The sequence below is a fragment of the Klebsiella sp. K5-306 genome (assembly GCF_051835185.1).
GTDB classification, from domain to species: domain Bacteria; phylum Pseudomonadota; class Gammaproteobacteria; order Enterobacterales; family Enterobacteriaceae; genus Klebsiella; species Klebsiella oxytoca.
In genome coordinates this window covers 1-25,131 of record NZ_JAIFJY010000004.1, presented here as the reverse complement: position 1 = coordinate 25,131, position 25,131 = coordinate 1, and the positions used below count along the sequence as shown (strand labels likewise).

The window sequence follows — 25,131 nt, the reverse complement described above, 5'->3', positions numbered from 1 at the left end:
GTGGGGAATAAAAAATATCGTTTTATTGCCAGTCTATGCAAAAATGATATGGCTTGCGTTACTTAAGGAACACTCATGCCCGCCGTTAATCTGCGTCATATTGAAATCTTCCATGCCGTCATGACCACCGGCAATCTGACCGAGGCCGCAAGAATGCTGCATACCTCGCAGCCGACCGTCAGCCGCGAGCTGGCGCGTTTTGAAAAGGTGCTGGGATTAACGCTGTTCGCCCGCGCCCGCGGCCGTCTGCAGCCAACGGTTCAGGGTTTACGCCTGTTTGAAGAGGTGCAGCGCTCCTGGTACGGCCTGGACAGAATCGTCAGCGCTGCGGAAAGCCTGCGCGAGTTCCGCCAGGGCGAACTGTCGGTCGCCTGTCTGCCGGTATTTTCCCAATCATTCCTGCCGCTACTGCTGGAGCCTTTTTTGACGCGCTACCCGGAGGTCAGCCTGCAAATCGTCCCGCAGGAGTCGCCGCTGCTGGAGGAGTGGCTTTCCGCCCAGCGCCACGATCTGGGATTGACAGAGACCCTGCATACTCCCGCCGGAACCGAGCGTACGCCCCTGTTGACCCTGAATGAAGTGTGCGTATTGCCGCAGGGCCATCCGCTTGCCGCTAAGCAAGTATTAACGCCTGCAGACTTTAATGGTGAAAACTATATTAGCCTGTCGCGCACCGACAGCTACCGTCAGCTGCTCGATGCGCTGTTTCATGAACATCAGGTGAAACGGCGGATGGTGGTGGAAACGCACAGCGCCGCCTCCATTTGCGCTATGGTGCGCGCCGGAGTCGGCATTTCAGTGGTTAACCCGCTCACCGCGCTCGATTATGCCGGGAACGGCGTGGTGGTCCGACGCTTTAGCGTTGAAGTGCCTTTTACCGTAAGCCTGGTTCGCCCGCTCCACCGCCCGGGATCCGCGCTGGTCGATGCGTTTGCACTGCATTTGCAAAACAGCATGTCTCGCATCCTGACCCCGCTCGAAGCGGTACTTACGAAAGCATAAACTCAACCGCGTCCGCCGCATGAATCGCTGTGGTATCAAACACCGGCAGCGGACTGCTCTCTTCCGGTACCAGCAGGCCGATTTCGGTGCAGCCAAAAATGACCCCTTCCGCCCCCTGCTCCGCCAGAGCGTCAATGACCTGCAGATAGTAGTCGCGTGAATGCGCGTTAAAGACGCCGAGGCACAGTTCATCAAAAATGATCTGGTTAATCCGCGTGCGATCTTCAGCTTCCGGAATCAGCGTATCAATAGCAAACTGCTGCTGCAGGCGGCCGCGATAAAAATCCTGTTCCATGGTATAGCGCGTGCCTAATAGCGCAACGCGGCGCTGGCCCTTTGCGATAATCGCTCGTCCGGTAGCGTCGGCAATATGCAAAAACGGCACGTCGCAGCGCGTTTCTATCGCCTGCGCGACTTTATGCATGGTGTTGGTACACAGGACGATCCCTTCGGCGCCCGCCTGCTGCAGGCCGAAGGCCGCCTGCGCGAGGATCTCGCCCGCGCGTTCCCAGTCGCCGTTTGACTGACAGGCTTCAATTTCGTGGAAATCGACGCTGTGCAACAGCAGGCTGGCGGAGTGCAGACCGCCGAGGCGTGCTTTAATACCTTCATTTATCAACCGGTAGTAAGGAATCGTTGATTCCCAGCTCATACCGCCTAACAGACCAATCGTTTTCATCATCCCTCCTTGTGTGAGTTTTTCAGTAGAACAAAGTTGTGATCGACTTTCCACTTCTCCCGACGATCGTTTCCTTTTTCAGGATTATGGGATAGATTAAATGAAACATTGTTTCATTTAATCACAGGACCATCGGATGTTTATTTTTCATAAAGAGACCACCCTTGAAGATCTGGGTAATGGCGTCACGCGCCGCATTCTTGCGCACGATGGCAAAATGATGGCGGTTGAAGTGAACTTCGAACAAGGCGCCATTGGGCCGATGCATAACCACCCCCATGAACAGCTTACCTACGTGCTCTCAGGCGAGTTCGAGTTCACCATCGGTGATGAAAAGCACGTGGTCAGCGCCGGCGATACGCTCTACAAGAAACCGGAAATTATGCACGGCTGCGTTTGCCTCAGGGCGGGAACGCTGCTGGATACCTTCACCCCTGTGCGTCAGGATTTTCTGCAAAAGTAGCCCTTCATCTCCAGGGCATGCCGCGCATGCCCACCATTTTCTGAACTTTTCCGCTACAAATAATTGTCATAAAGTATGTCGCACCGCAATGATTAGCAGCGCAAGCAATATCGCCTGACCAGCCTCTCTCCGTCTGACTCTCATCCGTATCTCTGACCTCTCATCTCTGCAAAATGCGCGCTCCAGCACCTTTTTGAAACATCGTTTCGACTTTGATCACATTTCCGCGATCAACCGAATGACTCCGTAATAAATAGCAATAAAATAAAATTAAAACGGCGTTTTACAAAATCAGGACGCCGGGTAAGACAAAATCAAAAAACACATGTTCTTCAGGGATAAGAAGAAAGAAAAGTTTTAACCAATCAACCATCGCCAGGGAAGGATTTACCGCTGACATACCAGGAACGCATTAACTTTCCGGCGGCACGGGCCGCGGGAAAGGCAGTAACCCCGAATCCGTATTACAAACTCGTAAGCCAGGTAGGTATGTATGAATGAAAACAAAATGCTGGGATTGGCATGGATATCGCCCTACATCATAGGGTTGATAGTCTTTACCGCCTTTCCCTTTGTTTCATCTTTCTTCCTCAGTTTCACTGAGTACGATTTGATGAGTCCACCGGTGTTTAACGGCATCGAAAACTATCGCTACATGCTGACCGAAGATGGCCTCTTCTGGAAATCCATGGGCGTGACGTTCGCGTATGTCTTTTTAACCATCCCGTTAAAACTGGCTTTCGCTCTGGGGATCGCGTTTGTCCTCAACTTTAAGCTGCGCGGCATCGGTTTTTTCCGTACCGCCTACTACATCCCGTCGATACTCGGTAGCTCGGTGGCGATTGCCGTATTGTGGCGCGCGCTGTTTGCTATCGACGGCCTGCTGAACAGCTTTATCGGCGTGCTCGGCTTCGACCCGGTCAACTGGCTCGGCGAGCCTTCGCTGGCCCTGATGTCCGTTACCCTGCTGCGCGTCTGGCAGTTTGGCTCAGCGATGGTCATCTTCCTTGCGGCGCTGCAGAACGTTCCACAATCACAATATGAAGCGGCGATGATCGATGGCGCTTCAAAATGGCAGATGTTTATGAAGGTCACGGTGCCGCTAATCACACCGGTGATTTTCTTCAACTTCATCATGCAGACTACCCAGGCGTTCCAGGAGTTTACCGGCCCGTACGTCATCACCGGCGGCGGCCCAACCTACTCCACCTATCTGTTCTCGCTCTATATCTACGACACCGCCTTTAAGTACTTCGATATGGGCTACGGTGCGGCGCTGGCATGGGTGCTGTTCCTGGTGGTCGCGGTGTTTGCCGCCATTGCGTTTAAGTCTTCGAAATATTGGGTGTTCTACTCCGCCGATAAGGGAGGCAAAAATGGCTGATATCCAACAAATCACTGAAGCAAGGGACGTCGCTGAACGTGAAGTCGCGCGGACGCTGCGCCGTGAAAAAATAAGCCGCTCGATTCGCTATGTGATCCTGCTGTTCGTCGGCCTGCTGATGCTCTACCCGCTGGTATGGATGTTCTCGGCGTCGTTCAAACCGAACCACGAGATCTTCACCACCCTGAGCCTGTGGCCTGCCCACGCGACCTGGGATGGCTTTATCAACGGCTGGAAAACCGGCACCGAGTACAACTTCGGCCACTACATGCTGAACACCTTTAAGTATGTGATCCCGAAAGTGCTGCTGACCATTATCTCCTCCACCATCGTGGCCTACGGCTTTGCCCGCTTCGAAATCCCGTGGAAGAAATTCTGGTTCGCTACGCTGATCACCACCATGCTCCTGCCGAGCACCGTACTGCTGATCCCGCAGTATCTGATGTTCCGTGAAATGGGCATGCTGAACAGCTATCTGCCGCTGTACCTGCCGCTGGCCTTCGCCACTCAGGGGTTCTTCGTCTTCATGCTGATTCAATTCCTGCGCGGCGTTCCGCGCGACATGGAAGAAGCGGCGCAGATTGACGGCTGCAACTCCATTCAGGTGCTGTGGTACGTGGTGGTGCCAATTCTGAAACCGGCGATTATCTCGGTGGCGCTGTTCCAGTTCATGTGGTCCATGAACGACTTTATCGGTCCGCTGATTTACGTCTACAGCGTGGATAAATACCCCATCGCGCTGGCGCTGAAAATGTCCATCGACGTCACGGAAGGCGCTCCGTGGAACGAAATTCTGGCAATGGCGAGTATCTCCATTCTGCCGTCCATCATCGTGTTCTTCCTGGCACAACGCTACTTCGTACAGGGCGTTACCAGCAGCGGAATTAAAGGTTAAGAGGGAAATATCATGGCTGAAGTTATTTTCAACAAACTGGAAAAGGTCTACTCCAACGGCTTCAAGGCGGTACATGGTATCGATCTGAAAATCGCGGACGGCGAGTTTATGGTTATCGTTGGGCCGTCCGGCTGCGCCAAATCGACTACCCTGCGCATGCTGGCTGGTCTGGAAACTATCAGCGGCGGCGAAGTGCGGATCGGCGAAAAAATCGTAAATAATCTCGCGCCAAAAGCGCGCGGCATTGCGATGGTGTTCCAGAACTACGCGCTCTATCCGCATATGACGGTGCGCGAGAACCTCGCCTTCGGTCTGAAGCTGAGCAAGCTGCCAAAAGACCAGATTGAGGCCCAGGTAAACGAAGCGGCGAAAATCCTTGAGCTGGAAGAACTGCTGGACCGCCTGCCGCGTCAGCTCTCCGGCGGTCAGGCACAGCGCGTAGCGGTTGGCCGCGCGATTGTGAAAAAGCCAGATGTATTCCTGTTCGATGAACCGCTCTCTAACCTTGACGCCAAGCTGCGCGCCTCAATGCGTATTCGTATTTCCGACCTGCATAAGCAGCTGAAAAAATCCGGTAAACCGGCGACCACCGTCTACGTCACCCACGATCAGACCGAGGCGATGACCATGGGCGACCGCATCTGCGTGATGAAGCTGGGCCATATCATGCAGGTGGATACCCCGGACAACCTCTATCACAAGCCGAAAAACATGTTTGTGGCCGGGTTTATCGGCGCGCCGGAGATGAATATTCGTCCCAGCCAGCTGGTTGAGCAAGCGGGTCGCCTGCATCTGACCGTTGGCGACGGGCTGCTGCCGCTAAATGACCGACTGCAGAGCAAGGTCGACACCCATAAGAACCAGCAGGTGTTCTTTGGCGTGCGTCCGGAATTTGTCTCTATCTCCGATGAACCGTTTGCTGAAGGCTCCTGCCCCGGCGAGATGGTGCGCGTGGAAAACATGGGCCATGAATTCTTCGTCTACCTGAAGGTGGCCGATTATGAACTGACCGCCCGCGTGCCTTCAGATGAAGCGAAGCCAATGATTGAGAAAGGACTTCATCGCACGGTGCATTTCAAATTCGATCTCAACAAGTGTCATATCTTTGACGCCAAAACTGAACAGAACATCTCTCTGTGAACCCTGGAGTATTAAAATGAAAAAAGTGCTTTTAAGCGCCGCAATCTCCGCCACTTTGGGCCTTACCGCGTTGCCTTCTATGGCAAAGGATGTCGACCTGCGTATGTCATGGTGGGGCGGCAACGGCCGTCACCAGGTGACCCTCAAGGCGCTGGAAGAGTTTCATAAACAAAACCCGGATATCAACGTTAAAGCGGAATATACCGGCTGGGACGGCCATCTTTCGCGCCTGACCACGCAAATCGCCGGCGGTACCGAGCCGGACGTGATGCAAACTAACTGGAACTGGCTGCCAATCTTTTCGAAAAACGGCGAAGGCTTCTACGATCTCAACAAGATGAAGGACGTGATCGACCTGAGCCAGTTTGATGCCAAAGAGCTGCAAACCACCACGGTAGACGGCAAGCTTAACGGTATACCTATTTCCGTGACCGCGCGCGTCTTCTATTTTAACGATGAAACCTGGAAAAAAGCGGGCGTCGAGTACCCGAAAACCTGGGACGAGCTGATGGCGGCGGGTAAAACCTTTGAGAGCAAGCTGGGCAAACAGTATTACCCGGTCGTGCTGGAGCACCAGGACACTCTGGCGCTGCTCAATTCATATATGATTCAGAAGTACAACCAGCCGGCTATCGATGAAAAAACCAAGAAATTCTCCTACAGCAAAGAGCAGTGGGTCGAATTCTTCCAGATGTATAAAAAGCTTATCGACAGCCACGTGATGCCGGACACCAAGTACTATGCCTCGTTCGGTAAGAGCAACATGTATGAAATGAAGCCGTGGATTCAGGGCGAGTGGGCGGGGACCTATATGTGGAACTCCACTATTAACAAATACTCCGACAACCTGAAGCCGCCGGCGAAGCTGGAGCTGGGCAGCTATCCGATGCTGCCGGGCGCTACCGACGCAGGTCTGTTCTTTAAACCTGCGCAGATGCTCTCCATTGGTAAATCCACCAAAAATCCGGAAGCGGCGGCGAAGGTGATCAACTTCCTGCTGAACAGTAAAGAAGGGGTTGAGACGCTGGGTCTTGAGCGCGGCGTGCCGCTGAGCAAAGTGGCGGTGCAATACCTGACCGAAAACGGCGCGATCAAAGAGGACGATCCGGCGGTATCGGGCCTGCGCCTGGCGCAGTCCCTGCCGGCCAAACTCTCGGTGTCGCCGTACTTTGATGACCCGCAGATCGTCGCCCAGTTCGGCACCTCTCTGCAGTACATCGACTACGGGCAGAAAACCGTGGAAGAGACGGCAATTGACTTCCAGCGTCAGTCTGACCGCATCCTGCGCCGCGCGATGCGCTAATTGCCTGTTATCGGAACCTACCCCGCAGCTCCGGCTGCGGGGTATTTTTTTAGCAAGGAGTGAAGTGAATCATGAAAGGCAAAATCATCCCGCTGAGCTTTCTGCACACGCAGGACAGCGAAACCGGTCACCAGGTGATCCGGATGACGCCACCGCATGTTATCTGCCATCGCAACTATTTCTATCAAAAATGCTTTACCCGGGATGGCGGCAAGCTAATTTTCGGCGGCGCGTTTGAAGGCCACTGGAACTACTATTTACTCGATATCGCCGGCCAGCAGGCGACCCAGCTCACCGACGGGCCGGGCGATAACACCTTCGGCGGTTTCCTTTCCGCCGACGACCGGTCGCTGTGGTATGTGAAAAACAACCAGCAGCTGCGCCGCGTGGATCTGGCCTCGCTGGAGGAACAGGTCGTATATCAGGTGGATGACCAATGGGTAGCCTACGGAACCTGGGTCGCCAACAGCGATTGCAGTCAGATGGTCGGAATCGAAATCAAAAAAAGCGACTGGCAGCCGTTGACCGACTGGGGCAAGTTCCGCGCATTCTACTTCACCGAGCCGGAGTGCCGGTTGATTAATATCGATCTGCGCAGCGGCGAACAGCGCGTGGTATTGCAGGAAAAACGCTGGCTCGGCCACCCGATTTACCGCCCGTTTGACGACAGCACCATCGCCTTCTGCCATGAAGGTCCGCGCGATGCTATCGATGCCAGAATGTGGCTTATCAACGCTGACGGCAGCAACATGCGCAAGGTTCGCCAGCACCAGCCGGGTGAGAGCTTTACGCACGAATTCTGGGTACCGGATGGCTCCGCGCTTTACTATGTCGCGCATCAGGAAAACGATCCGCATCGCTATCTGTATCGCGCCGACCCGGCAACGCTGGAAAATCGCCAGTTGATGGCGATTCCTCCGTGTTCGCATCTGATGAGCAATCACGATGGCAGCCTGGTGGTCGGCGACGGCGCGCCGCACAGCACCGGCGATATCCAGCTTAACGATCCGTTTATTTGGGTGTTTGATATTGCCGCCGATAGGCAGACCGCCGTGTGCCGCCATGACTCTACGTGGAAAGTGATTGAGGGCGAGCGCCAGGCGACGCATCCGCATCCGTCGTTTTCACCGGATAACCGCTGGGTGCTGTTTACCTCCGATAAAGAGGGTATGCCCGCGCTGTATCTGGCGGAGGTGTAGTGATTCGGCAACGTCCCGGCTCGCGCGATGCTTAGCCGGGCTACCGCCGTCAGCGATCCCGCTGCCCGGATAGATGCACAAGCGTCGATTCCGGGAAATTATGCCACTCTGCGCGCTGCTCCCGGGGGCGGCGCAAAGCGCTTGCCCGGGCTACAGATCAACAGCTCTCTGCGATCCCGTAGCCCGGACAGATGCGCAGCATCGCCTCCGGGAAACCTTATCCAGTACAGGCTCCGATTCTCTCCCCAGGGGCGGCGCAAAGCGCCTGCCCGGGCTACAGGTCAACAGCCGTCTGCGATCCCGTAGCCCGGGTAAGGCGTTTACGCCGCGACCCGGGAAGATGTCAGAAGAAATATTTAAATCGCACCCGCGCGCCGTAGCGTTCATCGGTATTACCGCTTTTCGCCGCCGATGAATCGAGCCATGACGCATAGGCCCCGAGATAAATATTAAAGTTCGGCATATCCATAATATTCGGCAGCTGCCAGGAAGTATGAATAGTATGGATGTCGTAGCGCCCCGGCGTCAGAATCGCGCAGTCGCCATCGCACTCCGCGCTCACGCCGGAAAGATTAAACTGGTCGATTTTGTTATGCGCATAGATATAGCCCAGCTCCACGCGATGCCATAAAGCGTTGATACCGGCGCTGAAATCCTTTTCATCCGCCGCGTCCAGATACGCGGTGCTCAGGTTCACCACCGCTCCGTCCTCGGCATCAGTCTTCAGCGTATTCCAGCTCATGGTCATACCGTAGCCGGTGCGGCTGGACTGATCGACCCAGCGCCCGTTCTGATTCTGATAGCCGTAAGCATTGTTAACGAGGTTACTCTCCATTGCTGCCGCCACCGACCAGGGGCCAGACTGCCAGGACGCCACCGGACGCACGTACACCACGTTTTTACGATTATCGAGCGCGTTGCCGTGATAGTTCTGATCGACAAACAGCGAGCTGCCGTCCTCCACCAGCGTATTCACCTCAAAATACCAGTTATCGATATTTTTACTCAGCAGGAAATTGCCGCCGCTGCTGCTGCGTCCGCGCCCCTCTTTCATCATATAAATATAGCCGTAGCCGTCGCTATACAGATCGTTGGCCGTGTTGCCGGAATATTCAATAAAGGTATCCTGATTAAGCGGGAACATATCGTAGGCTTCAAAACGACCGATTTTAATTTTCCAGTCATCCTGCTGACCGAAGAAAAATGCGGCATCATCAAGATTCATTTTGCCATTCATATCCGCCAGCGGCTGCACGCTGAATCCGGCATATTTACCGTTAGCCCCTTTGCGTAATCCATCAAAGCCCAAAAGAATGCGGCCGTTAATATCCCAGCGTTCCTTATCTCCCGGCGCCCAGTTTTTATTGGCACTGGTTTTCACCGACGTCAGGCTACCGGTACGACTGGCTCCGTCCATATTAAACTCAACGTCGCCATAGAATTTTAATTCACCATAATCATTAAGCTGTAAAGCAGGTTTAGCCGGTGCGGCGCTGGCCACCGTGGCCGCTGGCGTCTCCTGACCTTTCAGCGCGCGGATTTCTGCCTCCGCGCTGGCCGCCCGCTGCTCGGTCGCCTTTAGCCGTTGTTCCATTTGCGCCAGCCGTTCCTCAAGAGATAACGGCGCCTGTGCATTAGCCAGAGGGGTAAATAAAGACGTCAGAACACACCCGACCCAGATTTTATTCATCGGAAAACCCTTTATTATTTAGTTAAATGATATTTTTTATTTTATGGGTAAAGCACGATAATAATAACCCGTCCATCCTCGCAGACGGGTTATTAACGATCATTCGATAATTATTATTCCAGCTGCCACGCTCCTGCTTCAGTTAAATACGCCGAACCGCTCCAGGCAAATAGCGATAATTCACGGCGAGTGGCATCCGGATATATACGGCTACTCAGACAGGCCTCGCCATCATTAACAAACACTTCGACGGAAGAGCTATCGAAAAATACCCTCAGCTTCAGATCGGCCCCCTCGGTCAATGGGACGCTGCGGGTGCCGCACAGGCCATACTGCGGATAATGCCGCTCCAGCACAAGGCGCTGCATCTGCGCATCCACGTAAACGCGCAGACCATCGCCTAAGCTCAGGCCATACTGCTCTGCGTTGCTGCTGGCGCAGTCCCAGTGGAGGATCGCTTCCATCGCCTCGCAGTTTTCCACCATCGTGGTCTGCTGGTTCTTCAGCGTCGTCACCGGCCATGGGAAGCTGGCGCCGCGCATGCTCTCGACCTCTTTCGCCGGACGCATTTGTAGCCGATTATCCGCGCTCAGGCTCAGTTCACGCGGCAGCGAAAGCATGCCCGCCCATCCATCCTGCTGCTCCGGCAACGGCGATTCCCACATATCCAGCCAGCCGATGACAATGCGGCGGCCGTCGGGAGTGAGGAAGCTTTGCGGGGCATAAAAATCATGCCCGTGATCCATTTCCACAAACGCCCCCTCGCGCACAAACGCCTGTCCCGGCTGCCATTCACCGAGCAGATAACCGCTCTGGAACAGGTTGCGGTTTTGATAGCCTTTAGCCGCCAGCCCCTGCGGAGAGAACATCAGAATATGCTTGCCGTTGAGGGCGAAGAAGTCCGGGCATTCCCACATGTAGCCCATCTCTTTTTCCGCCTCGTCTAGGACGCCGGCATCCTGCCACTGGCGCAGGTCGGCTGAACGATACAGCCGCACCTGGCCGGTATCGCCATCGCGAGCGCCGACGATCATGTACCAGCTGTCCCCTTCTCGCCACACTTTCGGGTCGCGGAAATGGTGCATACCCGGCGGGGTGTCGACCACAATCCCCTGACGTTCGAAGTGAATGCCGTCGCGACTGGTCGCCAGACACTGCACCTGATAAAGATTGGCTTCGTCGCTCGGGTCGCCGTGGAATTTGTGCCCGGTATAAATCAGCGCCAGCGTATCGCCATCCACCACCGCCGAGCCGGAGAAGCAGCCGTCTTTATCCTCCGGGCCTTCCGGGGCCAGCGCCACCGGCAGATGCTCCCAGTGCACCAGATCCTTGCTGCGCGCGTGGCCCCAGTGCATCGGCCCCCATTTGGTAGAGTACGGATGGTGCTGGTAAAACGCGTGATACCAGCCGTCAAACCAGACCAGGCCATTAGGATCGTTGATCCAGCCCGCGCGGGCGGCCAGGTGGTAGCGCGGATACCAGCGCAGGTTCAGCTTTTCATGTTTAGCCTGCAGTTCTTGCTCAGCCCGGGAAATGGAATAGGTCATATTCATTACTCTTTTGATTCAGATAGCGGAAGTTTGCGGCATCAGCGGGTCCGCAGAGGACTTGCTTGAACGCAACAAGAAGATGGAGATAAAGGTGGTGCAGAACACCAGCAGTCCCATAATCAGATAGGACTGGGCGAAGCCGTATTTCTCATAGCTATAGCCCGCCAGCGGCGACAGGACGGTGGCGATAACCGAGCTGGTGCAGGCAAAGCCGACCAGGTAGAGCGTGGATGAAAGACGCTTATCGAAGTTTAAACTGTTGTATTTAAAGATGGAGACCAGCAGCACCGGCAGTTCGACCGCGTGCAGCAGTTTCGTGATGGAGATTAGCAGCGGCCCTTCCACCAGTCCGGAAGCCACCATCCGCATGGCCATCACCATCCCGGCGAAGATCAGGCCGTTTTTCGCACCAATACGGTTAACCAGCCACGGCGCGCAGAACATACCGGCGGCCTCCAGGAACACCTGGAACGAGTTCAGATAGCCGTACATCTCATTACCTTCCTGCAGCGTCGGAAACTGGGAGGAGAAGTAGACCGGGAACTGCTGGTCATATACGCCGTAAATACAGGTACCAATCACGAAGAAGACCAGCGCCCAAAAGCGCGGCAGGGTCAGCAGACGCAGAGCATCTTCCAGCGTCACTTTACCGCCCGATACCGCTTCCTGCATGGCGTGCGGCGCAGAAGAGACCCGCAGGCGCGCCAGGAGAATGAAGAATACCAGGCCAGAGCAGCTGGCGACGGCGAAGTTTAAATGCGGGTTAATGTTGAACAGTAATCCGGCGAAGAACGTCGCCACCGCCCAGCCCAGCGATCCCCACATCCGTGCTTTACCAAATTCAAACTGGCTCTGGCGCGCGACGCGCTCGGTGTAGGACTCCAGCACGCCGATGCCGCCGTTGAAGGTCAATCCAATATAAATCCCGCCGAAAATACTGCCGAGTAACACGTTAATTTTCAGCAGATAGCCAAACACCATATAGGCCGGCCCGGAGAGGATCAGCAGTACGGTAATGTACCAGAGCAGATTTTTCCGCAAGCCGAGCTTGTCCTGAATAAAGCCGTAACACACCTGCGCAAAAAGCGCGGAGACCGAAAGCACCGAAAAGATAATCCCGGTATCCCCCGGCTTAAGGCCCACTTCCTGGTGCAGCCAGATAGAGAGCAGCGAGCCTGAAGAGGACCAGGTCACGAAAAAGAAAAACAGTAACGCACTGAGTAACGGATAGCTGTGAGAGTGATGCGCTTTCATCATGACATTCTCATGTTGGAGTAATGTTATTATGGTAACGTTAACAAAAAGCGAAACTCACTTCGTTTTGCTGAGATTCATGATGTTAATCACAAAAGTTAACGTTAACATAATGGGAATGCGATCGCGATCAAATATTCATCGCCTGCGCCCGCGCCAGCGGTACGATAGAATATCGTATGATCCTTTTACATCAGTAACTTAGTAATACCCGCCGCCGACGGCAAGGGTGGAGCACTTAAATATGGCATCTCTGAAAGATGTGGCAAAGCTGGCGAATGTATCGCTGATGACGGTCTCCCGGGCGCTCAATAGCCCGGAAAGGCTCAAGCCGGAGACCCTGGCGCGCGTCCAGGCGGCAATCGAACAGACCAACTATGTCCCCGACCTGTCGGCGAAAAAAATCCGCGGCGCTCATGCGACGCCAAACACTATCGGAGTGCTGGCGCTGGATACCGTCACCACGCCATTTTCAGTAGAGATTACGCTCTCCATCGAAGAAACCGCGCGGGCGCACGGCTGGAACAGCTTCGTGGTCAATATGTTCTCTGATGATAGCCCGGAAACCATTGTCGACCTGCTGCTCTCCCATCGCCCGGATGGCATTATTTACACCACGATGGGCCTGCGTCAGGTGCCGCTTCCGGCCAAGCTGTTAACCCTCCCCTGCGTACTGGCCAACTGCGAAAGCCTGCACGATCCGGTCGCCAGCTATATTCCGGACGACGAACAGGGCCAGTATACGGCGGTACAGGCGCTGCTGGCCGCTGGCTATCGCCGCCCGCTGTGCCTGCATCTTCCGGCCAATCATCTGGCCACCGTCCGCCGCCGCGAGGGACTGGAGCGCGCCTGCCGGGAAGCGGGTATTGACCCCGATACGCTCGACCACAGCTATATGGCCTACGGCGATGAGCACTATCGCGATATTCCCGCCATCGTGCTGGCGCACATCGTTAGACAAACGCCGCAGTTCGATTCAGTGATTTGCGGCAACGACCGCATCGCGTTTATGGTTTATCAAACGCTGCTGGCGCAGGGGCTGCGCATTCCGCAGGATGTGGCGGTTGTGGGTTACGATAATATGGTGGGAATTGGCGATCTGTTTTTACCGCCGCTCTCAACGGTGCAGCTACCGCACTATGATATCGGGCGCCTGAGCGCCCTGCATATTATTAACGGCGACAGCCATCGGGAGACAGTTCGGGTTGCCAGCCCCTGGCTGCCGCGCGACTCATTATAATTAATTGCCGATATTGCGCAGTTTCTCGCCGGACATCAGCTTACGTTCAATATGCTCCAGAGTGACGTTTTTGGTTTCCGGGATCAGCCAGAAAGTCACGCCAATGAAGGCGACGTTCAGCGCGGTATAGAGCCAGAAGGTTCCCGCCGCGCCAATAGCATCCAACAGCGTCAGGAAGGTCGCGCCGATGATCATATTCGACACCCAGTTGGTGGTAGTGGAGCAGGTAATACCGAAATCGCGGCACTTCAGCGGCTGAATTTCCGAACACAGGATCCACACCACCGGCGCGGCGCTCATCGCATAGCCAGCGATGCACATCATGGTCATCCCCACCGACAGCCAGGAGAGGCCGCTGGAAGCGGTGCCGTTATCAAACTGCATCAGACAGTAGCCCAGCACCAGCGTGCCGATGGCCATCACGCTAAAGCCAATTTTCAGCGCCGGTTTACGTCCGGCCTTGTCGACGGTAAAGACGGCGATAAAGGTGGCGAACATAAAGGTCAGGCCTACCACCAGGGTCGCGACCATCTGCTGTTCCGTGGTGGTGAAACCCGCCATTTTAAAGATGCGCGGCGCGTAGTACATGATGATATTCATACCGGTAAACTGCTGCATCGCCTGCAACAGCATGCCGAGAAATACCGCCCGACGCACGTTGCGGTTGACCTTAAACAGCGCCCAGCCGCCCTGCTTCAGCTTCAGGCTTTCACGGATCTCATTCAGTTCGTCGCGGGCTTTCTCTGACGTGTCGCGCAGCATTCGCAGCACCTCTTCCGCTTCCACGTGACGCCCTTTTTCCGCCAGCCAGCGTGGGCTGTTTGGCAGGAAGATCACCAGGATAATCAGCACCACCGCAGGCAGCGCCAGCACGCCAAGCATGGCGCGCCAGTTGCCGCTGTAGCTAAACGCGGTATCTGAGAGAAACGCCATCACAATCCCGAGAGTCACCATCAGCTGATACATACTGATCATCTTCCCGCGCACGTTTTCGCTCGCCATTTCCGACAGATACAGAGGCGCGGTATACGAGGCGATCCCCACGGCAACGCCGAGAACGATCCTCGCCACCAGCAGCATTTCAACGCTGGTCGCAAATGCGGAGCCCACGGAGCCGGCGACGAACAGCACCGCGCCAACCATCAGACTGTATTTACGCCCGAGGCGGAAAGAGAGCCAGCCGTTGAATAGCGCGCCAATAGCGGCTCCCAGCATCATGCTGCTCACCACCCACTCCTGCAGGCGGCTGGATAAAACGAAATGATCGGTGATAAAGGGCAGCGCCCCGGCGATGACCCCGATATCGAGGCCAAACAGCAGACCCGCCACCGCGGCGGCAATGGAGACAAACTGATTCATACGTCGGGTATCGCGCTGCGAACGCGGCATGGTTGTAGAGTCGTGACTGATAGAGGTCATTTTTTTCCTGCCAGACGAAGTAAGACATACGATGAAACTACGGGATCGGCGGCTTAAAGTGTCAGGCTGGACAAGCCAAAGATATGGATTAAGTTGCTACAGGCAGTGGTTTTGTGATGGACATTCAACTTTGCAAAGAACAGAAAATAAGCATTTCAATCGCAGAAACCCCTGGCATAGATAGATGAACACTGGAAAAACAAATAACCCATATGGACTATTCTCATTTAACGATATGGACAATACTCATTAAGACATAAAAAAACCCTGCCGAAGCAGGGTTTCTCATTGCGCGGATATTGCGGCAAAAATTAGCGCGCCAGCCAGCCGCCGTCCACCGCCACGGTATAGCCGTTGACGTAGTCAGACGCGCTGGAAGCCAGGAATACCACCGGCCCCATCAGGTCGCTCGGCAGGCCCCAGCGTCCCGCCGGGATACGGTCGAGGATTTCGCTGCTGCGCTGTTCGTCAGCGCGCAGCTGCTGGGTATTGTTGGTCGCCATATAGCCGGGCGCCAGCGCGTTAACGTTGATGCCGTGCTTAGCCCACTCGTTCGCCAGCAGACGGGTCACGCCCATCACCGCGCTTTTGGACGCCGTGTAAGACGGTACGCGGATACCGCCCTGGAAAGAGAGCATGGAAGCGATATTGATAATCTTGCCGCCGGTGCCCTGGGCAATAAAGTGTTTCGCTGCTGCCTGAGACATAAAGAACACGCTCTTAATATTCAGGTTCATGACGTCGTCCCAGTTTTTCTCGCTGAATTCGATCGCGTCTTCGCGACGAATCAGACCGGCGTTGTTAACCAGAATATCGATATGACCGAACTCAGCTACCGCGCGCTCCAGCAGCTGCGGGATGCCGTCAATCTGACGCAGGTCGGCGGTCAGGCTGAGAAAACGACGGCCCAGCGCCGTTACGCGCTCAATGGTTTCGGTCGGTTCAACAATATTGATACCGACGATGTCGCAGCCGGCTTCCGCCAGGCCGACCGCCATACCCTGGCCCAGACCGGTATCACAACCGCTCACAACGGCCACTTTGCCCTGCAGGGAGAATGCGTCAAGAATCATACTTGGTTCCTTAATCTTTCAGAGCCTGTGTAGGCACAGGCAAGGTTCTGATAGTTCAGCCTGCTGCTTACGCAGACCCTTATGGTTTGAAGAACTCTCAGGGATTTACCCTTCTAAAAATAAAACAGAGTTCCGTTTTACAGTGAGCACATCTTAGCCCCGGCTAAAGTCATTTTCAATTATTATTAAAACATCGTTTCAATTTTAAGACTGTTAAATGTTAAAAATGCAAAACAGATCACGAAGCGGTGATTGATAAACCGTGAAAACCCTATTTAACTCAATAAAATACAATGAGTTAGATGAACTTAAAAAAAAGACGAAGGATCGTAAAAAAACGGCAGGAAAACAAAGATCGTTCTGGCGAGAGCCAAAGCGGCGGCAAAAAAGTGCGATCCAGAGCAAATCGTTGTTGCGAATTGCGCCCGTCATCACAAATAATGAAACGATGTTTTGATAAATTAATACCCATCTTTTAAATCTACTTCCACTGGCCGGTCAACGCAGGCGGGCGATACCTCAGGAAGGAAAAGGAGCACATCATGGCTAAAGGCATGCGGGTTAAACTGAATTATGAAGTCAGCCGCGATCCGGACACCGGCGCGGAGATCACCCGTTTAACCCCACCGGAAGTGACATGTCATCGTAACTATTTCTATCAGAAGTGTTTTTTTAACGATGGCAGCCATTTGCTGTTTGCCGGCGAGTTCGACGGCAACTGGAACTACTATCTGCTGGATCTCGCCAAAGCCGAGGCGGTGCAGCTAACGGAAGGCGCCGGCGATAACACGTTTGGGGGCTTCCTTTCCCCGGATGATAAATCTCTTTATTACGTGAAGAACGACCGTACGCTGCTGGAGGTTAACCTCACCACCCTGCAAGAACGTGAAGTTTATCGCGTGGCCGATGACTGGGTGGGCTACGGCACCTGGGTGGCCAACAGCGATTGCACCAAACTGGTTGGCATTGAGATAGCCAAAAGCGACTGGACGCCGCTTAACGACTGGCAGATTTTCCACGATTTCTTCCACAAAGGCCCCCATTGCCGCCTGCTGCGCGTCGACCTGCAAACCGGCGAAAGCAGCGTGATCCACGAAGAGAAGAAATGGCTTGGCCATCCGATTTATCGTCCTTTCGATGACCATACCGTCGCCTTCTGCCATGAAGGGCCGCATGACCTGGTCGATGCGCGGATGTGGATGGTAAATGAAGACGGTAGCAACGTGCGTAAAGTTAAAGAGCATGCGGAAGGCGAAAGCTGCACCCATGAATTCTGGGTACCGAACGGCTCGGCGCTGGTGTACGTCTCATATCTGAAGGGGCAGCAGGGTCGCACGATCTATAGCTTCAACCCGGATACCGGCGTTAATGAAGCGGTAATGCAGATGCCGGCCTGTTCACATCTGATGAGTAACTTCGACGGCACGTTGCTGGTGGGCGATGGCTCCGGTACGCCGGTGGACGTCAAAGATACCAGCGGCTACACCATTGATAACGACCCGTATCTCTACGCTTTCGATGTCGCGAAGCAGGCTTATTTCCGCGTCGCGCGTCACGATACGTCCTGGGCAACCGTGGCTAATAGCCGCCAGGTTACCCACCCGCACCCGTCCTTTACCCCGGACGACAGCGCCATTTTGTTCAGTTCCGATAAAGACGGTAAACCCGCCGTATATATCGCGAAACTGCCGCCGCAGCCCGAAATGCTGAAGGCATAGCGTTAGCCACTGTTTGAGTTAGTGTTTCTGTAACTGGCCTTGCCCTCCTTTTGGAGGGCTTTTTTATGCCCGGGCGTTTTCCCCGGATCGCGCTGCGCTTATCCGGGCTACATGATGTGCATATGGGGTAGCCCGGACAGGTGCGCAGCACCGCCTCCGGGAAGAGGAGTTAATACCAACAGAAAACCCCGGCTGACCGCTCCGGGGTAAACGATGAGGACATTTTTTAAGTTAGAATGAGTAGGCAACACCTACGCGGAAACGGGTCTGGCGATCGCTGCGATCGTTGACGCCGACGTTGCCGAGCTCGCCATACGGCGCCCAGTTTTTATCCAGCTTGTAGGCAACCTTGAGGTTGTACTCCTGAGAGTAAGGTTTATTGTCGTTGCGTTTAACCCCTTCGGTACTGCGCGCATAAACATAGTTCAGCTCGGCACGCCAGTCGCCGAACACGTAACCGGCCCACGCATCGCCACGGTTGACTTTATCATCCTCTTTCCCTGCATTCGCCGGGTAGCGGGTGTAGTCATAACGATAACGGGCAGCAACGTAGAAACCATTATCGAAGCTGTATTGCACGCGCAGATTCGGCTTGTAGATTGAGCGGCTATCGTTACTTTCAATATTGAACCCCGGCGTGACCGAGAAGTTCTTGTTAGCCTTCCACTGCCAGCTAATGCTCTCTTCATGACCATTACCGACGAAATCAGAATAAGGCTGGCTGGTGTTATCGCCGCCCGACTTCCACTTCGCCTCAACGGAGAAGCCAAAGCCGTTAGCGAAACGATGGGAGACGGAGACGCGGTCAGCGTTGGTCTTATCCGTTTTGCCTCCATCAATGAATTCGTGACGTAAATCTACCGTAACTGCCGAAGCTGCGAAAGACATGCCACAGAGTGCAGCAAGGGCCAGAGATCTTGCGAACATAAATTACCCCTCATAATTAAAATATCGTTTCGTTTTTATAAAACCGCATTTTATTTTTTAGGCAATAATGTTTTAGTGATCGCGATCGTAATTATTTGTTTCAAAAAAGGTGGCACAAAAAGACGTGACAAAGCTCAACAAAATAGAGCGTTACAAAGGAATTTTCAGGAGGGAAATGCCTGGCGGTAAAAACAAAAAAGCCTCCATCGGGAGGCTCAGTTTACTTACATCAGAAAGGGCTTATTAACGTTCAACCGCCAGGGCCACGCCCTGACCGCCGCCGATGCACAGCGTAGCCAGCCCTTTGCGGGCATCGCGTTTAATCATCTCGTGCACCAGTGAAACCAGAATACGGCAGCCGGAAGCGCCAATGGGGTGGCCCAGCGCAATCGCGCCGCCGTTCACGTTCACCCGCCGCTCGTCCCATTCCAGAACCCTGCCGACCGAAATAGCCTGAGCGGCAAAAGCCTCGTTGGCTTCGATAAGATCGACCTCATCCAGCTTCCAGCCCGCACGTTCCAGGCAACGACGGGTGGCATGGACCGGCGCGATGCCCATCAGAGCCGGATCGACGCCCACGCTGGCGAAGGCGCGGATGCGCGCCAGAATCGGCAGCCCCAGCGCCTCTGCTTTGGCTTCGCTCATCATCATTACCGCCGCCGCGCCATCGTTAATGCTTGAGGCATTCCCTGCGGTGACCGAGCCCTGCAGGTCAAAGGTCGGAAGCAGGCTGGCGAGCGCTTCAGCGCTGGGGTCAACGCGCGGTTGTTCATCGGTGTCCACCAGGCGGGGGGTACCGTTGAGTTCACTGGCTACCGGCACGATTTCATCGCGAAAACGACCGGAATCAATCGCCCGCCGCGCTTTATGCTGCGAGCTGAGCGCCCAGGCGTCCTGTAGTTCACGGCTAATGTTGTACTCGCGCGCCAGATTCTCCGCCGTCACCCCCATATGATAATCATTGAACGCATCCCACAGGCCGTCGTGGACGAGGCTATCGATAAGCTGACTATTGCCCAACTGCGCGCCGGTACGGCTGTCGGTCAGCACGTGCGGAGCGCGGCTCATATTCTCCTGCCCGCCGGCGATAACCACATCCGCTTCGCCGCACTGAATCGCCTGCGTGGCCAGGTGCAGCGCCTTGAGCCCGGAACCGCATACATCATTAATGGTAATGGCAGAAACGGTATTGGGCAGCCCGCCGCGGATTGCCGACTGGCGCGCAGGATTCTGGCCGGTGCCCGCAGTCAGTACCTGGCCGAGGATCACTTCATCTATACTCTGGGGATCGACGCCGCTGCGCTCAACTAACGCCTTGACGACCACGCTGCCCAGCTCTACCGCGGAATGACGCGATAACGTGCCCTGAAAACAGCCGATGGGCGTTCGCAACGCGCCGACAATTACGACATCTTTCATCCTCTACCTCTGCTCCGCCTCTGCGCAAAGAAACAGCATCATAGTAGTGAATTGTTATCAAAAAATTTCGCAATTGTTTAAAAAAAGTGAGGAGAATCACAAAGATTGTGGGCGATTTTAGCGCTTGCGGCTGGCGACAACGCCATTGTTACGCATCGTGCAGGCATTGTTGGCAGGTGGCGCCTTACCTGCCTGACGAAAAGTAGCCCCGCGCAATCAATATCGGGCCAGCTAGCGGCACCGAAGCCCCGCAAGGTATCGGCCGCCGGGCGATGCGAAAATAATGGGCGCTATTCACGCCGATGCCCCTGCAGATGCTGACGCAGCCAGCTTCCCGCCTCTCCCGGCGGCGCCTTTTTATTCCACAGCAAATCGGTCGATATCACCCGCGGCCAACCGGCAATGTCCAGCGCCACCAGACTGCCGCTACCGGCAAACTCCTCCACCAGCGCGCTGGGCAAAATACACCATCCCAGCCCCTGAGCCGCCATGCTGAACAGCAGAAGATAGTTAGGCGCCGACCATACCAGCCCGCGTGCCGGTTCCGTCGTGTTTTCCAGATAGGTGCTCAGGCGCAGCTCGCGCCAGCTAAACAGCTCGTCACGGGTCACCCTGCCCTGGGCCGCCAGCGGATGCCGGGGAGCCACGTAAATAGCCATTTCGGTTTGCATCGGCAGCCGGATGCTGCCGATTTCTGTCGGGTAGTTATCTCTGGCCTCAATCAGCCCCACCTGCGCCCGCTCCTTTTGTAGCAGGTCGATAACATCGTCATCTTCGCCAATCAGGCACTCAAATTCGGTATGCGGAAAATGGCGATCGAACTGCGCCAGCAGATCTTCCAGCACATCGGGATGCAGCGTATCGGAGAGCACAAAGGTCAGACGCGCTTCCGTCTTACCGGACAGCGAAATTGCCAGCTCATCAAGCCTGTCGCTGGCCGCCAGAATCGCTTTCACGTAGCTGAGCACCTGCTCGCCCTGCGGCGTCAGCGCGGGCTGTCTGGCGGTACGATCGAACAACGTCACACCTAGATCGGCTTCCAGGTTGGCGATCGCGGTGCTGATAGTGGACTGGCTTTTGCGCAGCCGCCGCGCCGCGGCAGAAAATGAACCGCAGGCGACGGCTTCGACGAAAGCGGTAAGGGCTTCGGGAGAATAGCGCATGAACTATCTACTTTATCGATGGATACTATCTTTTGTTTATCACATTTATCCATAAAATGCCGGATATTTCCTTATAATGTTTGGAGGCAACGAGCCATGCAACAACGACATGTTCAGCGCAAAACGCTGACGGAACGGGTTATCCACGCTATCAGCTTTGAAGGTCTGGCGACGCTGATCCTCGCCCCTACCGCCGCGTGGCTTATGCAGCGCTCGGTCGTGGAAATGGGCGGACTGAGTATCCTGCTCGCCACGCTGGCGATGGTCTGGAACATTATCTATAACGCCCTATTCGACCGCCTGTGGCCGACCTCCCGGGTCGTGCGGAACCTGCGGGTCCGCGCGCTGCACGCTCTCGGCTTCGAGTCAGGCTTTATTATAATTGGCGTCACCATGGTCGCGCTGGTACTGGGCGTCTCGCTGATGCAGGCGTTTATGCTGGAAATTGGCTTTATGCTGTTTTTCCTTCCCTACACCATGGCGTTTAACTGGGTCTGGGATATGCTGCGCGAACGCGTCATAAAGGTTCGCCAGCAGCGAATCGCCGCCCGCCAGTAATTTTTGCAACGCGCCCGGCCGGTAACGGGCGCTCCGCGGCTTCACTTCTTCGCCAGAAACTATCGCCCCAGCTCATCCATAAATGTGATAAATTGCACTCCTTTTTGTTCGTTTTCTGGTTGATAAAGTCGCATAATGTCTAAAATTTGGTCTAAAGAAGAAACTCTGTGGAGTTTCGCCTTATATGGCACTGCTGTAGGCGCTGGCACGTTATTCTTGCCGATCCAACTGGGATCCGCTGGCGCCATCGTTCTGTTCATCACCGCGCTGGTCGCCTGGCCGCTGACCTACTGGCCGCATAAAGCGCTGAGCCAGTTCATTCTTTCCGCTAACATCGCTCCGGGCGCGGGGATCACCGGCGCCGTTAATCACTATTACGGTAAAAAGATCGGCAGCCTGATCACCGGTCTCTATTTCCTCGCCTTTTTCGTGGTCGTGCTGATTTACGCCGTCGCCATCACCAACTCGCTTGCGGAACAGCTTGCCAGACACGTGCCCATCACTTCGCAAATACGCGCGCTTCTCAGTCTGGGCGTGGTGCTGGTGCTGAATCTGATCTTTTTAATGGGCCGCCACGTCACGATTAAAGTCATGGGCTTTTTGGTCTTTCCGCTGATCGCCTGTTTCCTGTTTCTCTCCATCTATTTAATGGGCAGCTGGCAGCCAGCCTACCTGACCAGCCAGATGCAGCTGTCTTCGCACACGTTCCACCAAATCTGGATCTCTATTCCCGTGATGGTTTTCGCTTTTAGCCATACGCCGATCATTTCGACTTTTGCTATCGATCAGCAGGAGAAATACGGCGAGCAGGCCATGGGTAAATGCAAAAAAATCATGAAGGTGGCCTACACCCTCATCTGCGCCAGCGTGCTGTTTTTCGTCTTCAGCTGCCTGCTGTCGATACCGGCTACCTATATTCAAACCGCGCGTGATGAAGGGGTCACGATTCTTTCCGCGCTGTCGATGATGCCGGGTTCACCGGCGTGGCTGGCGGTCACCGGGATTATTGTGGCGGTGGTAGCGATGTCGAAATCGTTCCTCGGCACCTATTTTGGCGTGATTGAAGGCGCCAGCGAAATGGTCAAAACCGCTCTCGCCCAGGCGGGGATTCGTAAAAGCCGCGCGTTCAATCGGGCGATGTCGATCCTGCTGGTCTCGACGCTGACCTTCGCGGTGTGCTTTATCAATCCCAACGCCATCTCAATGATTTATGCGATCAGCGGCCCGCTTATTGCGATGATCCTGTTCATCATGCCCACCCTGTCCACGTATCTTATTCCGGCGCTGAAGCCTTACCGTTCAGTGGGTAACTTCATCACCCTGGTGGTCGGTTTGCTCTGCGTATCGGTGATGTTTTTTAGCTAGTCCCTGACGTGCGGCGAATTCTTTATTCGCCGCACGTTCTGCCAATATTCTCATCCCACCACTCTCCCTGACGGCATACACTTATCCTTTGCATACAATGAAAGCGAGGATGGCTATGTCCAGCGTAAAATTATCCGGTACCGCGACGTTAGGCGATCGTCAGGTTTATCGCCTGGGATACGGGGCGATGCAGCTTGCGGGACCCGGCGTCTTCGGTCCGCCAAAAGATCCGCAAACCGCTATCCGCGTCCTGCAGGAAGCGGTCGAGTCGGGAGTTAATCATATCGATACCTCCGATTTTTACGGCCCCCACATCACTAATCAGCTTATTCGCCAGGCGCTGCATCCCTACCCCGACGATCTGTGTATCGTGACCAAAGTCAGCGCCCGCCGGGACGATAAAGGCAACTGGCTACCCGCCATGTCGCCCGCGGAACTCACTCAGGCGGTAGAGGATAATCTGCGCAATCTGGGTCTCGACGTGCTGGAGGTGGTGAATCTGCGCAGTATGCTCGGCACTCACGGCCCGGTTGAGGGGTCGCTGGAAGGGCCTTTAACCACCCTGCTGGAGCTGAAAGAACGCGGACTGATTCGCCATATCGGACTGAGTAACGTCACCGCCAGACAGGTAAGCGATGCGCAAAAAATGACGCCTGTCGCCTGCGTTCAGAACCAGTACAACGTAGCAAACCGTCAGGATGACCCGCTTATCGACGAGCTGGCGGCGCAGAATATCGCCTGGGTCCCTTTTTTCCCGCTGGGCGGCTTTACCCCGCTCCAGGCCCGGGAGCTTAATGAAGTTGCCGCTTCGCTGGATGCCACGCCGATGCAGGTAGCGCTGGCCTGGCTGCTCCAGCGCTCGCCAAATATTCTGCTTATTCCGGGCACCTCTTCGCTACAGCACCTGCACGAAAATCTTGCCGCTGCGGAATTAACCCTTCCGGCCGATGCGTTAGCCATTCTGGATAACCTCCAGCCTCACGCCTGATTCTCAGGCTTCTGCCAATGGATATTCGCAGAAGCCTGCTCCTCAATATTTGCCTGGAATTACCTTTACGCCACTGGCACTATACATCCTACAATTAGGTGTTATCTGCATTATTCCTTCACGGATAACCCCTATGCAAAGCATAGCTTTATCCTTTTCCGACTGGCCTCCTAAATGGAGGCTTCTGTCGTTTTTGTCTCGCCAAACTTTTTGAACTCTTGATTACAGGAAAAACAATATCGCATTCAAAGTTTATACAAATCAATTTAGCTGCAAAGATAGCTAACAACATCAAACGCTCATAAAAACATCTGGTTAACACAATCAGAATGTTTGTATTGCCATATAAAAAATCAACCACACAATAACAATTTACAAGGATTTCACATGACAGAGGGAACGATAAAGACGAGTAAGTATGAAATCATTGCTATTTTCAGGGAAGAGCTTCGAAAGCAGGCGGAGATAGAAGTTTTTGTTAATAACAAAAGCACGATAACCCAGCTGACGCGGGTGGATTTTGCCGAGTTTCATATCACCACCACCTGCAAAATCCCCGCCGGGCATAAAGTTAAGGAAGGTGCGAATAAGCAGGTCATTTCTTCCCAAGCTGACTCGCTGATTAAAATTTCGCGGATCTGGGCCGATTTTTTTCCCGCAAACACATCGAATTAGCCTATTTAGGCTATTTTTTCCACCATT

Annotated in this window: 21 protein-coding genes and 1 pseudogene; 13 read left to right on the top strand and 9 right to left on the bottom strand. The window is 54.6% G+C overall.

Annotated features, from left to right (window positions below; all coding sequences use genetic code 11):
- Nucleotides 1-75 precede the first annotated feature (75 nt).
- Complete coding sequence (locus K2184_RS07755; RefSeq protein WP_024274656.1) at nucleotides 76-1,002, top strand: LysR family transcriptional regulator; 927 nt, start codon at nucleotides 76-78, stop codon at nucleotides 1,000-1,002.
- On the opposite strand, the gene K2184_RS07750 is transcribed toward K2184_RS07755, so the two are convergent.
- Complete coding sequence (locus tag K2184_RS07750) at nucleotides 989-1,681, bottom strand: aspartate/glutamate racemase (protein WP_004105281.1); 693 nt, start codon at nucleotides 1,679-1,681, stop codon at nucleotides 989-991. The genes K2184_RS07755 and K2184_RS07750 overlap by 14 nt on opposite strands.
- 136 nt (nucleotides 1,682-1,817) lie before the next feature.
- Between K2184_RS07750 and K2184_RS07745 the strand changes: the two genes are divergently transcribed.
- The 6 genes from K2184_RS07745 (at nucleotide 1,818) to K2184_RS07720 (ending at nucleotide 8,065) form a co-directional block, all read left to right on the top strand.
- A complete protein-coding gene (locus K2184_RS07745; protein WP_064397348.1) occupies nucleotides 1,818-2,144 on the top strand; it encodes a cupin domain-containing protein in 327 nt (108 codons plus the stop codon).
- A 493-nt stretch (nucleotides 2,145-2,637) separates the two neighbouring features.
- The gene (locus K2184_RS07740; protein ID WP_004115132.1) at nucleotides 2,638-3,528 is read left to right on the top strand and encodes a carbohydrate ABC transporter permease; all 891 of its coding nucleotides are present in this window, start codon (nucleotides 2,638-2,640) and stop codon (nucleotides 3,526-3,528) included.
- The gene (locus K2184_RS07735; protein ID WP_004105302.1) at nucleotides 3,521-4,423 is read left to right on the top strand and encodes a carbohydrate ABC transporter permease; all 903 of its coding nucleotides are present in this window, start codon (nucleotides 3,521-3,523) and stop codon (nucleotides 4,421-4,423) included. Before K2184_RS07740 ends, K2184_RS07735 begins: the two co-directional genes overlap by 8 nt.
- 12 nt (nucleotides 4,424-4,435) lie before the next feature.
- The gene (locus K2184_RS07730) at nucleotides 4,436-5,563 is read left to right on the top strand and encodes an ABC transporter ATP-binding protein (protein WP_004105304.1); all 1,128 of its coding nucleotides are present in this window, start codon (nucleotides 4,436-4,438) and stop codon (nucleotides 5,561-5,563) included.
- A gap of 16 nt (nucleotides 5,564-5,579) precedes the next feature.
- Entirely contained in the window at nucleotides 5,580-6,866 is a 1,287-nt protein-coding gene (locus K2184_RS07725; RefSeq protein WP_004105307.1) for an ABC transporter substrate-binding protein, read from the top strand.
- Between the two features lie 68 nt (nucleotides 6,867-6,934).
- A complete protein-coding gene (locus tag K2184_RS07720) occupies nucleotides 6,935-8,065 on the top strand; it encodes an oligogalacturonate lyase family protein (protein ID WP_032692184.1) in 1,131 nt (376 codons plus the stop codon).
- 343 nt (nucleotides 8,066-8,408) lie between these two features.
- Here K2184_RS07720 and K2184_RS07715 read toward each other — a convergent pair whose 3' ends face one another.
- The 3 genes from K2184_RS07715 to K2184_RS07705 form a co-directional block, all read right to left on the bottom strand.
- The gene (locus tag K2184_RS07715; RefSeq protein WP_004115141.1) at nucleotides 8,409-9,755 is read right to left on the bottom strand and encodes a carbohydrate porin; all 1,347 of its coding nucleotides are present in this window, start codon (nucleotides 9,753-9,755) and stop codon (nucleotides 8,409-8,411) included.
- Nucleotides 9,756-9,868: 113 nt separating this feature from the next.
- Nucleotides 9,869-11,302 carry a glycoside hydrolase family 32 protein gene (locus tag K2184_RS07710; protein ID WP_032729072.1) on the bottom strand — a complete coding sequence of 478 codons (1,434 nt, stop codon included), beginning with the start codon at nucleotides 11,300-11,302 and terminating at the stop codon, nucleotides 9,869-9,871.
- Between the two features lie 18 nt (nucleotides 11,303-11,320).
- The gene (locus K2184_RS07705; RefSeq protein WP_004105313.1) at nucleotides 11,321-12,562 is read right to left on the bottom strand and encodes an MFS transporter; all 1,242 of its coding nucleotides are present in this window, start codon (nucleotides 12,560-12,562) and stop codon (nucleotides 11,321-11,323) included.
- Between the two features lie 241 nt (nucleotides 12,563-12,803).
- Here K2184_RS07705 and K2184_RS07700 point away from each other — a divergent pair, with 241 nt between their 5' ends.
- On the top strand, nucleotides 12,804-13,799 hold the full coding sequence (locus K2184_RS07700; RefSeq protein WP_004105314.1) for a LacI family DNA-binding transcriptional regulator: 996 nt from the start codon (nucleotides 12,804-12,806) through the stop codon (nucleotides 13,797-13,799).
- Here the strand turns inward: K2184_RS07700 and araE are convergent, their stop codons facing one another.
- Both araE and kduD read right to left on the bottom strand, forming a co-directional pair.
- Nucleotides 13,800-15,218, bottom strand: a complete 1,419-nt coding sequence (gene araE, locus K2184_RS07695) for an arabinose-proton symporter AraE (RefSeq protein ID WP_004105316.1) — start codon at nucleotides 15,216-15,218, stop codon at nucleotides 13,800-13,802. It abuts the gene before it with no gap.
- A 311-nt stretch (nucleotides 15,219-15,529) separates the two neighbouring features.
- The gene (gene kduD, locus K2184_RS07690; RefSeq protein ID WP_004105319.1) at nucleotides 15,530-16,291 is read right to left on the bottom strand and encodes a 2-dehydro-3-deoxy-D-gluconate 5-dehydrogenase KduD; all 762 of its coding nucleotides are present in this window, start codon (nucleotides 16,289-16,291) and stop codon (nucleotides 15,530-15,532) included.
- 542 nt (nucleotides 16,292-16,833) lie between these two features.
- Between kduD and K2184_RS07685 the strand changes: the two genes are divergently transcribed.
- The gene (locus K2184_RS07685; protein WP_004105320.1) at nucleotides 16,834-18,009 is read left to right on the top strand and encodes an oligogalacturonate lyase family protein; all 1,176 of its coding nucleotides are present in this window, start codon (nucleotides 16,834-16,836) and stop codon (nucleotides 18,007-18,009) included.
- A 231-nt stretch (nucleotides 18,010-18,240) separates the two neighbouring features.
- Here the strand turns inward: K2184_RS07685 and K2184_RS07680 are convergent, their stop codons facing one another.
- The 3 genes from K2184_RS07680 to K2184_RS07670 form a co-directional block, all read right to left on the bottom strand.
- A complete protein-coding gene (locus tag K2184_RS07680; protein WP_004105324.1) occupies nucleotides 18,241-18,936 on the bottom strand; it encodes a porin in 696 nt (231 codons plus the stop codon).
- A 243-nt stretch (nucleotides 18,937-19,179) separates the two neighbouring features.
- A complete protein-coding gene (locus K2184_RS07675) occupies nucleotides 19,180-20,355 on the bottom strand; it encodes an acetyl-CoA C-acetyltransferase (RefSeq protein WP_064356486.1) in 1,176 nt (391 codons plus the stop codon).
- Nucleotides 20,356-20,645: 290 nt separating this feature from the next.
- Nucleotides 20,646-21,518 carry a LysR family transcriptional regulator gene (locus K2184_RS07670; protein WP_004105330.1) on the bottom strand — a complete coding sequence of 291 codons (873 nt, stop codon included), beginning with the start codon at nucleotides 21,516-21,518 and terminating at the stop codon, nucleotides 20,646-20,648.
- Nucleotides 21,519-21,614: 96 nt separating this feature from the next.
- Here K2184_RS07670 and K2184_RS07665 point away from each other — a divergent pair, with 96 nt between their 5' ends.
- From K2184_RS07665 to K2184_RS07650, 4 genes and pseudogenes are all read left to right on the top strand, one after another.
- Nucleotides 21,615-22,076 (top strand): multidrug/biocide efflux PACE transporter, encoded by a 462-nt coding sequence (locus K2184_RS07665; protein ID WP_032729031.1) that lies wholly within the window; start codon nucleotides 21,615-21,617, stop codon nucleotides 22,074-22,076.
- Nucleotides 22,077-22,211: 135 nt separating this feature from the next.
- Nucleotides 22,212-23,441: an amino acid permease gene (locus K2184_RS07660; protein WP_004105334.1), complete on the top strand. Its 1,230-nt coding sequence runs from the start codon at nucleotides 22,212-22,214 to the stop codon at nucleotides 23,439-23,441.
- A gap of 115 nt (nucleotides 23,442-23,556) precedes the next feature.
- Nucleotides 23,557-24,429: an aldo/keto reductase family oxidoreductase gene (locus K2184_RS07655; protein ID WP_016808169.1), complete on the top strand. Its 873-nt coding sequence runs from the start codon at nucleotides 23,557-23,559 to the stop codon at nucleotides 24,427-24,429.
- A gap of 387 nt (nucleotides 24,430-24,816) precedes the next feature.
- A pseudogene (locus K2184_RS07650) lies at nucleotides 24,817-25,005 on the top strand (PilZ domain-containing protein); the annotation flags it as partial.
- Between the last annotated feature and the right edge of the window lie 126 nt (nucleotides 25,006-25,131).